The organism is Aurantimonas sp. HBX-1 (genome assembly GCF_021391535.1).
Lineage (GTDB): Bacteria > Pseudomonadota > Alphaproteobacteria > Rhizobiales > Rhizobiaceae > Aurantimonas.
The window spans coordinates 3,228,207-3,240,806 of record NZ_CP090066.1; the positions used below are offsets into that span (position 1 = coordinate 3,228,207).

Sequence of the window (12,600 nt, forward strand, 5' to 3'; positions counted from 1 at the left end):
GGCCTCACCTCCGCGGTGGCGGCGATGGCCCGACCCGAGTGTCATCCGGTACTGCGTGAATCGGTGGATCCAGCGTCACCAAGCGGCAGCGGCGGTCGTGAGCTGCTGCCGGACCAGTTGAAGGCGGCAGAGGAAGTCTGCAGGCTGGACGAGCCGAAGGCCTGCATCGAGGCTTCGGGCCTCGCCAAGGCGAAGGCGTCGGAGCCGGTCGTCTTCAGCGACCGTGTCGGCTATATCGCGTTGCTCGTCGCGGGCACCTGTCCGCAGAAGCACATGAAGAGCCGGAAGGTCAGATGCTTTGGCTCGACCCGCAAGGCCAGCGCCGAGGCGGCCGCCGGCCGGCGCTGGTGATCAATGCGGCGCCAGCTGGCTGACCTGACATGGCGACAGCCCAGTTCCGGGGCATCCGGCTAACTGTCCAGCTTTCTCTGATCGTCGACCACCTTGCCGTCATTGGGCAAGCTTCCCGGCGCGGCGAAGACCACTTCCCCCCTGACGCGGCACTCGGCGCGCAGCGCCTCGGCAAGCTTATGAGCGAGCCCCTCCGGCGGGCCGTCGCATTCAACATGCAGCGCGAGCTTGTCGTGGCCGCCCTCTTCCGTGACGACGAGCCGCGCTCGGCCGAGTTCACCATGAGATTTCACGATCCGGGCAACCTGGGCGGGATGGACGAACATTCCGCGCACCTTCGTCGTCTGATCTGCGCGGCCCATCCAGCCTTTCAGCCGCAGCCCGGTTCGCCCACAGGGCGAAGGCTCCGTCATCATCGCCGACATGTCGCCGGTGGCAAAGCGGATCAGCGGATAGAGCGGGTTGAAGGTGGTGACGACCACCTCGCCGACCTCGCCCGGCTCCACCGGATCGCCGGTGCCCGGGCGCACGATCTCCACGAGGACGTTCTCCTCGATCACCATGCCGTCCGACGGGCCCGCCGTCTCATAGGCGATGAGGCCGAGTTCGGCCGTCGCATAGCATTGGCGGATGGCAATGCCCCGGTCGGAATACCAGGCCCTCAGATTGGGAAAGAGCGGCCCACCGCTGACCAGCGCCATCTTGAGGCTGGCAGTGTCGGCGCCGCTGTCGTCGCCGCGCTCGAGAATGGTCTTGAGGAAATCGGGCGTTCCCACATACGCCGTGAGGCGCAGCCTCTCGATAGCCGTCACCTGCTGCTCGGTATTGCCGACGCCGCCGGGAAACACCACCGCTCCAACCGCCGCAGCGGCATGATCGAACATCACACCCGCCGGGGTCAGGTGATAGGCAAAGGCGTTGAGAATCCGGTCATTCTTGCCGATACCAGCCGCATGAAGCGCCCGGCCCATGCGCCAATGCTCCTCATCGCCTTCCGGCTCGACGATCGGACCGGGGGAGAGATAAAGCCGGCGGAACGCCCCCGGCTCCTTGGTAGCGAGGCCGCCGAGCGGCGGGTCCTGCTCCTGCAGGGCCGGCATGTCGGATTTGCGCAGAATCGGCAGCGCCGCGAGGGCCGCGCGATCGGTGATCGCGGCCGGATCGACCCCGTCGAGCGTCCGGGCATAAGTAGGCGCATTCGCAGCCGCGTGGGCAAGCTGACGCCGCAGCGCATCGAAAAGATCAGCCTCCCGCGCCTCGCGCGGGCGGGATTCACGGTCGTCGAAGAAATCCGTCATAGGTCGCCTTCCTCCCTTGCCGACGCTCAAAGCCAGCGCTTGCGGCGGCGGAAGCTCTTCACGTTGCGAAACGAACGGCGCTCGCCGCCGCCGAGATAGAACTCCTTGACGTCCTCGTTCTCGACCAGTTCGGAACCGGTTCCGTCGAGAACGATCTTGCCGTTTTCGATGATGTAGCCGTAATCAGCGACCTTCAGCGCCATGTTGGCATTCTGCTCGACGAGAAGGATGGTGATCCCCAATTCCTCGTTCAGCCGGCGGATGATGCCGAATACCTCCTTCACCAGAAGCGGCGACAGGCCCATCGAAGGCTCATCCATCATGATCAGCCGGGGCTTGGCCATCAACGCGCGGCCGATCGCCAGCATCTGCTGCTCGCCGCCCGACAGATAACCGGCGAGGCCCTGGCGCTCCTTCAATCGCGGAAAGAAGCGATAGACCTCGGCGATCTCAGCCTCAATGTCGGCATTGGGACGGGAAAACGCGCCGAGCCGCAGATTATCGCGGATGGTCATGTCCTGGACGATGCCGCGGCCTTCCATGACGAGGAATATCCCGTCTCGAACCTTCTTGTCGGGAGACATTCTGGTGACGTCCGCCCCCTCGTAGGACACCGTCCCGCGGGTGATCTCGCCGTCCTCGGTCTTGAGCAGGCCGGCGATGGCCTTCAGGGTGGTCGACTTGCCGGCGCCGTTGGCGCCGAGAAGCGCGGTGATCTCGCCGCGCCTGGCCCGAAGCGACATGCCGCGCAGGACCAGGATCACATCGTTGAAGACCACCTCGACATTGTTGAGCTCAAGCAGCGGCTGGCTGTCGCTCCCGGCCTTCTCGGACGGCCTCGCGGTGTCGGCAGTGAGGGTCATCGGACATCGACTCGCGGCTCGATTTTGGAGAGGCCGACCGACCATTTGCGGCCGGCCGACGGTTCATGTGGATTCGCGCCTACTGTCCGAGCCACTCCTCGCGGCGCGGCACGTCGATCTCGGCGATCTCCTCGATGACCGCCTTGCCATCGATGAAGGAGCCGGAGTTGATCGCCACCCTGAGAAGGCCGCGATGGTCCTCCGGAGTCCATGTCGAGGGCAGGCAGACCCCCTCGAGCCCTTCCGGCACCCAGTCGGTCTTCTGATACATGCCGTCACGGATGTTCTTGCCGGTGATCCCGCCATTCGCCTTGGCCCACTGCATGGCTTCCTTCATGTAGTAGGCCGAGCAGATGCCGCGCAGATAATGGTGGGTCGGCCGGTCGCCGACCTGGCCGCCGCCATTTTCGAGGATCTTCTTGACCAGCGCCATGCCCGGTACGTCGGCCCCGTAGAAGGGCGTCGAAGACGGGAAGATCAGGTTCTGCGCCTCGGCCGCCTCCACGGTCTGGTAGTCGCCGGCCCAGGGATTGCCCATGTAGACGGCCTCGACGCCGACCGTGTTGCAGCTCTTGATCATCGACACGACTGAACCGCCGAGATTGCCCATGTAGACATATTGGGCGCCGGAATCCTTGATCGTCAGGCACTGCGCCTTGAAGTCGCCCGGCGCGAGCGGAACGACGACCGGCTGGGCGACGGTGAAGCCCAGCTCCTCGGCATAGGACGCGCAGGCCTCCTTCGGCGCATTGGGATAAGGATGGTTGTCGCCGGTGTGGACGAAGGTCGGGTTCTCGGTCCGCTTTTCCTTTGCGTCCTCGGCGGCCCACTGGACGAGGGCCCGGCAGGCGTCGGAATAGGACGGGCCGTAGAAGAAATTGTAGGGCGCCGGCGCCTTGGTGTTCGGGTTCTTGCCCTGCGGGTCGGTCAGATGCGCCGAATAGGAGCCGGAGATCGTCGGGATCTCGGCACGCGCGACGAAGGAGATCAGAGCCTCCGTGTCGGCCGTGCCCCAGCCCTGCAGCGCGACCATGTCGTTGCCGACCCATTTCTTGAACTGGGCGATCGCTTCGGGAACCTTGTAGGCGTAGTCGACGGTGTCGAGTTCGACCATCGTGCCATCGATGCCGCCATCGGCGTTGATCTGCTTGAAGGCGTCGGAGACGCCCGGGCCATACTGCTTGCCGACGAAGGACGTCGCGCCGGTGTAATCTGCGAGATGGCCGACGAGGACGCTGTCGTCCTGGGCCAGCGCCGGCGCGCCGGCGATGATGGTGCTGGCCGCGAGCGCAGCCGTAAGGGTCAGTCTGTGGAGCGTTGGCATTGTCGAATTCCTCCCATTCGCGGACTTTCCGGTGGCCCAAGATGCTGACGGTGCCGCGAAGACCGCCGTCATCGGTTGAAGTGCGCCGGCCCGCCCTCCCCGGCGGTCCGGCCATGGCTCAGTGCGAGAAGGGAAACAGTTTCCAGCTCGCCCGCGTCATGCGCCAGCGATGGACGAGTCCCTCCGGTTCGAGAACGAGAAACAGGATGATCGCCGCACCGACGCTCATCTGCTTGATGTAGGCCGTGCCCTGCGCGATGGCCGGGACAACGGTCGCCACGCCATTGGCGAAAACCTCCATCGCCTGCGGCAAAAGCAGGATGAAGGCCGCGCCCAGAAGCGATCCCGACACCGAGCCGAGCCCACCGATGATGATCATCGCCAGGAACTCGATCGACAGAAGGATGGTGAAACCTTCCGCCGAGACGAAGCCGAGATAATGGCCGTAGAGCGCCCCGCCGATGCCGGCGAAGAAGGACGAGATGCCGAAGGACAGGATGCGGTATCGCGTCAGATTGATGCCCATGATCTCGGCCGACAGATAATGGTCACGTACCGCCACCAGCGCACGGCCGTCCCGCGTGCGGGCGAGATTGGCGACGGCGACGAAGGCGATGACCACCCAGAACAGGACGAGATAGAGATAGCGCGCGTCGCTGTTGAGCTGGAAGCCGAAGACGCTCGCGGTTTCGGCCAGCGACCCGTAGGTGCCGCCCGTGAACCAGTCGGCGCGGGCGAAGAAGTCCTGCAGGATGTATTGCGAGGCGAGCGTCGCAATGGCGAGATAGAGCCCCTTCAGCCGCGCGGCCGGAATGCCGAAGATCATGCCAACGGCCATGGTCATGAGCCCGGCGAGCGGGATCGCGATTAGCACCGGAATGCCGTTGCCGGAAATCCAGGCCGACGCGAAGGCCCCGAAGCCGAAGAAGGCGCCGTGGCCGAGCGAGATCTGGCCGGTCATGCCGGTCAGGACGTTCAGCCCCAGGGCGGCGATGCCGTAGATGCCGATCAGGATGAGCTGTGACAGCACATAGCCACCGAATACCAGCGGGCAGAGCGCCACCAGGACGACGCCGGCAAGCACCGCCATCGTCTCGTTGCGGGTGCGGAACAGTGTCCGGTCGGCGGCGTAGGTCGCGCGGAAATCACCGGTGGGTCTTGGATTGGGAACATGCGCCACGGTGTTACACTCGCTCTATGTCGGGCGTGCCGAGCAGGCCGTAGGGTTTGATCATCAAGATGATGAGCAAGACGTAGAAAGGCGCCACCGAATACATGTTGCCGATATGGAGGTACTGGCCGTCGACGAACTCGGCGAGGTTTTCCAAAATGCCGATGGTCAGCCCGCCGATGATCGCGCCAACGATCGAATCGAGCCCGCCGACGATGACCGCCGGAAACACCTTGATGCCGATGATGGCGAGCGAGTTCGACACTGCGGAAACGAGGCCGATGACGACGCCGGCAATGCCGGACACAACGGCCGAGATTGCCCAGGCCATGGCGAAGACCCGGCCCACCGAAATGCCGAGCGACTGGGCGATCTGCTGGTTATAGGCCGTCGCTCGCATGGCGAGCCCCCAGCGCGAATACTGGAAGAACCAGAAGAACAGGCCCATGACGACCAGCGACAGGACGAAGCTCATCAGATAGGCCGTTTCGACGTTGAGCCCGGCGATCTCCACCGTCCCCCGATCGAAGACCTGCGGGAACCGCACGGCGTTGTTGCCGAAGATCCAGTTCATCGTCGCCTGCATGAAGATCGACAGGCCGATGGTCGCCATGATCACCGAGATCACCGGCTCGCCGAGGAGCGGGCGCAGAAGCACGACCTGCACGAGGATGCCGAAAACCATCATGAACACGAGCGAGAACAGGAAGGCGAGCCAGAAGGGCAGGCCCATGTTCACGACGAGCGCGAGGCAGACCCACGCGCCGAGGACGACGAATTCGCCCTGTGCGAAGTTCACCACCTGGGTCGATTTGTAGATCAGGACGAAGCACATGGCGACGATGCCGTAGAGCATGCCGACGATGACGCCGTTGACGAGTAGCTGGATGAGAAGAGAGGTGTTCATGCCGCCTGGCTCTCCGTCTTTTGCGTGTCGGGCGCGTTGTGGAGGGTCTCGATCGCAAGGGTCGTGACCACCCGCTGCTTCGAGCCGTCCTGGAAGTGGATGACAGTGTCGATGTCGACATGATCGGCACCGGAATAGATCCGCGCGATGATGTCCTCGTATTTCTCCGCGATGACGCCGCGCCGCACCTTCTTGGTGCGGGTCAGTTCGCCGTCGTCGGCGTCGAGCTCCTTGTATAGGAGGACGAATTTGGTGATGCGCTGCTGCGCCGGGAGCGTGGCGTTGACGCGCTCCACCTCCTCGCGAAGCAGCGCGTAGACTTCCGGCCGCGAGGCGAGGTCGGAGTAGGTGGTGAAGGAGATCCGCCGCTCCTCGGCCCATTTGGCGACGATCGGATAGCGGATGCAGATCATCGCGCCGAGATAGGGCCGGTCCTTGCCCAGGATCACGGCCTCGGCCACATAGGTCGAGAATTTCAGCTTGTTCTCGATGAATTGCGGGGAGAAGCGGACACCGCGCGAGGTCTCCGCCAGATCCTTGATCCGGTCGATCACCACGAGTTGGCCTTGTTCGGTCAGATAGCCCGCATCGCCGGTCCGGAACCAGCCATCTTCGGAGAAGGTCTCCTTCGATGCTTCGGCGTTGCGGTAATAGCCGCTCATCATGTTCGGATGGCGCACAAGCACCTCGCCGAGCCCTTCGGGATCAGGATCGCGGATCGATAGGGTCACCCCCGGCATCGGAAAGCCGACCGTCTCATAGTCGACATGTCCGGCCTGGTGGATCGTGTAGGCGCCGAGCGCTTCGGTCTGGCCATAGAGCTGCTTCAGCGGCAGGCCCATGGCCTGGAAGAAACGGAACGTGTCCGGCCCCATGGCGGCGCCGCCGGTGGCGGCCGATTTCAGCCGCGAAAAGCCGAGCCTGTCTCGTAAATGGCGGAACAGGCCCCATTCTGCGGCGCCGTCGCGCTCCCCCTTTTCCATCGCCGCCATGCCGCGGGCGACACCCCAATTGTAGATACGGCGCTTCCAGGGCGTGGCATCCATGATGCGGGCGCGAATGTCGGCCGCAACGCCCTCCCAGGCGCGCGGTGACAGGAGTACGAAAGTCGGGCCGATCTCGCGCAGATCGGCCATCATCGTGCGCTCCTCCTCGGGGAAATTGATCTTCATCCGGGCGAGGAAGTTCCAACCGACCGAATACATCTGCTCCATCACCCAGGAGAGCGGGAGGACCGCGACATATTCATCCTCTGGTCCGCGTGGGTCGGCTCTGAGATACGTCGCGGCATGGCCGATGAAGGCGTCGCCCGTCCATTCGGCGAGCTTGGGGCTCGAGGTCGTGCCGGAGGTGGTGCAGAGGATCGCGACATCGGCGCCATCGGTTGCCTCGACCATGCGCGTCCACAGGCCCGCATCCTTTTGAAGCGCGCGTCGTCCACGCTCCTCGAGGTCCGCGATCGCGATCAGCCGCGGATCGTCATATTTTCGCATGCCGCGCGCGTCGGTATAGACGATCGCCACGACGCTCGGGATCGCATCGCCGAGATTGAGCAGCTTGTCGACCTGCTCCTCGTCCTCGGCGACGATCACCTTGGGATGGGCGTGGCCGGCGAGATAGCGGATTTCCTCTTCCAGCGCGTCGCGATACACGCCGAGGCTCATCGCCCTGCAGGCATGTGCGGCGACCTCGCCCCAAACCCATTCCGGCCGGTTGTCGCCGATCAGCGCCACGACGTCCCCCGCGCCGACGCCGAGTTCGGCGAAGGCCGCGGCCATGCGCGAGATATGGCCCTCAACCTCTTCCCAAGTATAGCTGATCCAGATGCCAAATTCCTTCTCGCGCTGGGCGACAAGACGGGGATGGCGCTCGGCATTGTAACGCAGCAACTTCGGCAGCGTCTTCAGCTGCGCCGCTTCCTTCAGTTCGGGCGCAGTGTCCGGCCAGCCGATCGCCTCGCCGCTGATTTCGAGCCGACGCTCCGTCATGCCACGGTCTCCGCTTCCTCGGCGGCGAGCGCGTCGAGCATCTCGTCGTCCTCCCCGAGATAGGCTTTCTTCACATGCTCGTCGGCCAGCACCTCTTCGGGGCTTCCGGCGGCGATGACGCGGCCGAAATCGAGCACCGCGACCCGGTCCGACAGGTCCATCACCACGCCCATGTCATGCTCGATCATCATGATCGTCATGTCGAATTCCTCACGCAGCACGATGATGAACCGGGCCATGTCCTCCTTTTCTTCCAGGTTCATGCCGGCCATCGGCTCGTCGAGGAGGATCAGTTCGGGCTCGATCGCAATCGCCCGGGCAAGCTCCACCCGCTTGCGCAGGCCGTAGGACAGTATGCCCGCCGGCTCGTTGCGCACATGCTGGATTTCCAGGAAGTCGATGATCGTCTCGACGAAGCGGCGTTCGTTCAGTTCCTCACGCCGCGCGCCGCCGATCCAATAGGCCATGCCGGTGACGAAGTTGTTTTTCAGCCGGTGGTGGCGGCCGACCAGAATGTTGTCGAGCACGCTCATATGGCCGAACAGGGCAAGGTTCTGAAACGTGCGGCCAATACCGAGACGGGCTCGGTCATTGATCGAATGCTTCAGAAGATCGCCACCCTGCCAGGAAATGCCGCCGCTCGTCGGGCGATAGCGGCCCGAGATGCAGTTCAGCATCGACGTCTTGCCGGCGCCATTTGGCCCGATCAGCGAAAAGAGCTCGCCCTTTCGCACCTCGAAGGACACGTTGCTCAACGCCTTGACGCCGCCAAAGCGCAGCGAGACGTCGTCGACCTTCAGGATCACACTGCCTCGATCCGCCAAAAAAGTTCCTCCCTTTGGCTTTGTCCGCCGGTTCGGGGCCTCCCTGCCCCGGATCAGCGGTTACCTCTCAGCGCTCGTCTCCGCGCGCTTCAGGTCATTCCCAAACCTCGCACTTTCCCCGGACACATGTCCGCATGCCATTCGTCATCACCGGCTCCGCCGTTCCAAAAAGGCCGCGATGCCGGCCCGCGCCTCCTCGGTTTCCCATGTGTCGGCGAGGGCTCGCGCGGTCCGCTCCACCACCGCCTCGTCGATGACCGGCCCGTGCGCGCGAAGCAGCGCTTTCGAACGGCCGACCGCTGACGCCACGCAGTCGAGATACGGCGCGACCTCGGCTTCCACCGACGCGTCGAGCGCATCGGTATCGACCGCCTTGTCGACGAGCCCGAGCAAGACCGCCTCCTCCGCGTGGAACATCCGCGCCGACATGAACACCTGCCGCGCCCGCGCCTCGCCCATTTTGGCGGCAACGAAGGGCGAGATCGTCGCCGGGATGAGGCCGAGCTTGACTTCGGTGAAGGCAAAGCGCGCACCCCGGCCCGCCACCGCGACGTCGCAGACCGAGATCAGCCCGAGCCCGCCCCCGAAGGCCTGGCCGTTGATCCTTCCGATCAGCGGTTTCGGCATCTCGTTGAGGGCCTTCAGCATCAGGGCAAGCGCCGTCGCCTCGGCGATGCGCTCGGCCCGGCTCGCCTCGAACTGCGCCTTCATCCAGTTGAGATCCGCGCCGGCGGAGAAGCTCTTGCCGTCCCCGGTGAGGACGACGGCACGAACCGACCGGTCGTCACCAAGCAGCTTGGCCGCCTTGGCAAGCTCGCCGATCATCGCCGCGTTCATCGCGTTGTGCCGCTCGGGCCGGGCGAGGGTCAGCGTCGCGACGTCGCGCTCGTCGCGTTCGATCCGGATCGTCGAAAAGCCGCTCATGGCCCACCTCCCGCGACGGCGGCCGGGCTCGCGGCCGCGCGATCCTGCGACCGCAGCGCCCTCGCAAAGGACACGGCGTCCTCCAACGCCGCCCGGTCGAGGCCGGTGCGATAGCCCTTGTCTGTCAGGAAGGCGTCGACGGCTTCGGTCGCTACATTGCCCTTCGCCCCCGGCGCATAGGGACAGCCGCCGAGACCACCCGCCGCCGCGTCGAACACCCGAAGACCGAAGCCGAGGCTCGCCTCGATATTGAGCAGCGCCCGGCCGGCCGTGTCGTGGAAATGCCCGGCGAGCCGCTCGGCCGGAACCACGGCGCACACCGCCTCCAGCATGGCGGCGATGGTCTCGGGCGTCGCCTGTCCCAGCGTGTCGCCGAGCGAGATTTCGTGGCAGCCCATGGCATCGAGCGCCGCCGCGACCTTCGCCACCGAACCCGGCCCGACCCGGCCGTCATAGGGACAGTCGGTGACGCAGGAGACATAGCCGCGAACTGGAATGCCGGCCTCTTTCGCCGCGCCCAGCACCGGCGCGAAACGGTCGAGGCTCTCGGCGATCGAGCAATTGATGTTCTTGCGGCTGAAGCCTTCGGAGGCCGAAGCGAAGACCGCAACCGCGTCCGCCTTCGCCGCCAGTGCGGCTTCGAAGCCCTTCATATTGGGGGTCAGAACCGAATAGGCGCAGCCCGGACGGCGCGAGATGCCGGCCATCACCGCCGCCGCATCGGCCATCTGCGGCACCCATTTCGGCGACACGAAGCTCGTCGCCTCGATGCGGGTGAAGCCGCAGGCCGAAAGCTTGTCGATGAGGGCGATCTTGTCGGCGGTCGCGACCTCACCCGGCTCGTTCTGCAGCCCGTCGCGCGGCGCCATTTCGACGATGGTCACGCTCTCGTTCGAAGGCCGCATCATGCCTCCTCCTCGAGCGTCACCAGAACCGCCCCGTCGTCCACCTGATCGCCCTCACGGACCAGGATCTCAGCGATCGTCCCGTCGCGGGGGGCTTTCAGCGTATGCTCCATCTTCATCGCTTCCAGAACGACCAGCGGCGCGCCGGCCGCCACGCGCGCGCCCGCCGCGATGGTCAGCCTGCCGATCGCGCCCGGCATCGGGGCAAGGATGCGGTCCGAGGTGGCAGTCTCTTCGGCGGCGGCGGACGGGCGATAAAGCGGCAGAACATGGATCGCGCCGTCCGAAAAGACGCTCACCGCATCGCGCGAAGCCAGAAGATGATGCGTCGCCTGCCGGCCCTCGACGCTCACCCGCAGGGTGATCGCGCCGGTCTCGGCGCATCGATTGAAGCTCGTCACGGCGATGTCGACGCCCGCCACGGCGATGTCGACGCCCGCTTCTGCCCTCTCAGCCGGCGCAACATGATAAGCGCTGCCGCCGAGATCGGCGACCACCATATCCTTTCGCTCGCCGGCCTCCATGAAGCGAACCGCCTGCCGCGCGTGGCCCCAGGCGCGAAATCCGGACAGTCGGGTGAAGGGGCCGTCGTCCCCGACGTTTTGCGCCGCATCGCCAAGGTAATGGGCCAGGGCGGCAAGCGCGCGGGTCACGTCGTCCGGCTCGGCTTGGGCGGTCAGCGCTTCGGCGTCCCGGTCGATGAGCCCCGTATCGATGGCTCCGGCGGCAAAGCCCTCGTGCTCGGCGAGGCGCTTGAGGAAGCCCGCATTGGTCGTCAGCCCGGCAAGACGCAGATCGCCGAGAGCCCTCGCGAGCCGCTTCAGCGCGGCAGGACGATCGGGGCCATGGACGATCAGCTTGGCGAGCATCGGATCGTAGTGGGGCGTCACCCGGTCGCCTTGCCGCACACCGCTATCGATCCGCAATCCCGCTCCGGCCTGCGGCCATGCGAGATAGGTGATCCGGCCCGTCGCCGGCAGGAAGCCCTTGGCCGGGTCTTCCGCGTAAAGGCGGGCCTCGAAGGCATGGCCGTCGATCTGAAGGTCGCCTTGCGTGAAGGACAGCGCCTCGCCGCTGGCGACGCGGAGCTGAAGCTCGACGAGGTCGAGCCCGGTGATCGCCTCGGTCACCGGATGCTCCACCTGCAGCCGCGTATTCATCTCCATGAAATAGAAGCGGTCGGGCCTCAGGCCCTCCGAGGCGTCGACGATGAATTCCACCGTGCCGGCGCCCGCATAGCCGATCGCCGCCGCCGCTCTCACCGCCGCCTCGCCCATGGCGGCGCGCATCTCATCCGTCATGCCGGGGGCCGGCGCTTCCTCGATCACCTTCTGGTGCCGGCGCTGGAGCGAGCAGTCGCGCTCGAAGAGATGGACGACGTGGCCGTGCTCGTCGCCGAAGATCTGGATTTCGATATGGCGGGGTGTCGCGACGAACTTTTCGATCAGGCAGTGCGGATCGCCGAAGGCGGCTTTCGCCTCGCGCTGGGCGCCTTCGAGGGCGGTTTCGAAATCCGCCGGATCGTCGACCCGGCGCATGCCCTTGCCACCGCCGCCAGCCCGCGCCTTGATCAGCACCGGATAACCGATACGCGCGGCCTCGCCCTGAAGAAACGCCGGGTCCTGCTCGTTCCCATGATAGCCGGGAACGACGGGAACCCCCGCCTCTTCCATCAGTCGCTTGGCGGCGTCCTTCAGCCCCATGGCGCGGATCGCGCTCGCCGATGGCCCGACGAAGATCAGCCCGGCCGCCGCGACCGCCTCGACGAAATCTGGATTCTCCGACAAGAAGCCGTAGCCGGGATGGATCGCCTCCGCCCCGCAGCGTTTCGCCGCGGCGATAATCGCATCGCCCTTCAAATAGCTGTCCGCCACCGCTGCCGGCCCGATCAGCACCGCCTCGTCCGCCATCCCCACATGCATCGCTCCAGCATCGGCCTCGGAATAGACCGCCACCGTCCTCACCCCGAGCCGCCTGGCGGTGCGGATGATCCGGCAGGCGATTTCGCCGCGATTGGCGATTAGGAGGGTGTCGATCATCTCGCT

11 protein-coding genes are annotated in these 12,600 nt (G+C 65.4%); 1 reads left to right on the forward strand and 10 read right to left on the reverse strand.

What is annotated here, in order from left to right; genetic code table 11:
* Positions 1 to 24 precede the first annotated feature (24 nt).
* Positions 25 to 351: a hypothetical protein gene (locus LXB15_RS15355; protein ID WP_233949272.1), complete on the forward strand. Its 327-nt coding sequence runs from the start codon at positions 25 to 27 to the stop codon at positions 349 to 351.
* Between the two features lie 59 nt (positions 352 to 410).
* Here the strand turns inward: LXB15_RS15355 and LXB15_RS15360 are convergent, their stop codons facing one another.
* From LXB15_RS15360 to LXB15_RS15405, 10 genes are all read right to left on the reverse strand, one after another.
* Positions 411 to 1,649 carry a phenylacetate--CoA ligase family protein gene (locus LXB15_RS15360; RefSeq protein ID WP_233953199.1) on the reverse strand — a complete coding sequence of 413 codons (1,239 nt, stop codon included), beginning with the start codon at positions 1,647 to 1,649 and terminating at the stop codon, positions 411 to 413.
* Between the two features lie 26 nt (positions 1,650 to 1,675).
* Positions 1,676 to 2,512, reverse strand: a complete 837-nt coding sequence (locus tag LXB15_RS15365) for an ABC transporter ATP-binding protein (RefSeq protein WP_233949273.1) — start codon at positions 2,510 to 2,512, stop codon at positions 1,676 to 1,678.
* A 79-nt stretch (positions 2,513 to 2,591) separates the two neighbouring features.
* Positions 2,592 to 3,836: an ABC transporter substrate-binding protein gene (locus tag LXB15_RS15370; RefSeq protein ID WP_233949274.1), complete on the reverse strand. Its 1,245-nt coding sequence runs from the start codon at positions 3,834 to 3,836 to the stop codon at positions 2,592 to 2,594.
* Positions 3,837 to 3,954: 118 nt separating this feature from the next.
* Complete coding sequence (locus LXB15_RS15375) at positions 3,955 to 5,016, reverse strand: branched-chain amino acid ABC transporter permease (protein ID WP_233949275.1); 1,062 nt, start codon at positions 5,014 to 5,016, stop codon at positions 3,955 to 3,957.
* A gap of 4 nt (positions 5,017 to 5,020) precedes the next feature.
* On the reverse strand, positions 5,021 to 5,914 hold the full coding sequence (locus tag LXB15_RS15380; RefSeq protein ID WP_233949276.1) for a branched-chain amino acid ABC transporter permease: 894 nt from the start codon (positions 5,912 to 5,914) through the stop codon (positions 5,021 to 5,023).
* Positions 5,911 to 7,902 carry an AMP-binding protein gene (locus LXB15_RS15385; RefSeq protein ID WP_233949277.1) on the reverse strand — a complete coding sequence of 664 codons (1,992 nt, stop codon included), beginning with the start codon at positions 7,900 to 7,902 and terminating at the stop codon, positions 5,911 to 5,913. Before LXB15_RS15385 ends, LXB15_RS15380 begins: the two co-directional genes overlap by 4 nt.
* Entirely contained in the window at positions 7,899 to 8,702 is an 804-nt protein-coding gene (locus tag LXB15_RS15390) for an ABC transporter ATP-binding protein (protein ID WP_233953200.1), read from the reverse strand. Before LXB15_RS15390 ends, LXB15_RS15385 begins: the two co-directional genes overlap by 4 nt.
* Before the next feature lie 171 nt (positions 8,703 to 8,873).
* A complete protein-coding gene (locus tag LXB15_RS15395; protein ID WP_233949278.1) occupies positions 8,874 to 9,650 on the reverse strand; it encodes a crotonase/enoyl-CoA hydratase family protein in 777 nt (258 codons plus the stop codon).
* Positions 9,647 to 10,558: a hydroxymethylglutaryl-CoA lyase gene (locus tag LXB15_RS15400; protein ID WP_233949279.1), complete on the reverse strand. Its 912-nt coding sequence runs from the start codon at positions 10,556 to 10,558 to the stop codon at positions 9,647 to 9,649. The genes LXB15_RS15395 and LXB15_RS15400 overlap by 4 nt, the downstream gene beginning before the upstream one ends.
* Entirely contained in the window at positions 10,555 to 12,594 is a 2,040-nt protein-coding gene (locus tag LXB15_RS15405; RefSeq protein WP_233953201.1) for an acetyl/propionyl/methylcrotonyl-CoA carboxylase subunit alpha, read from the reverse strand. Before LXB15_RS15405 ends, LXB15_RS15400 begins: the two co-directional genes overlap by 4 nt.
* Positions 12,595 to 12,600 lie beyond the last annotated feature (6 nt).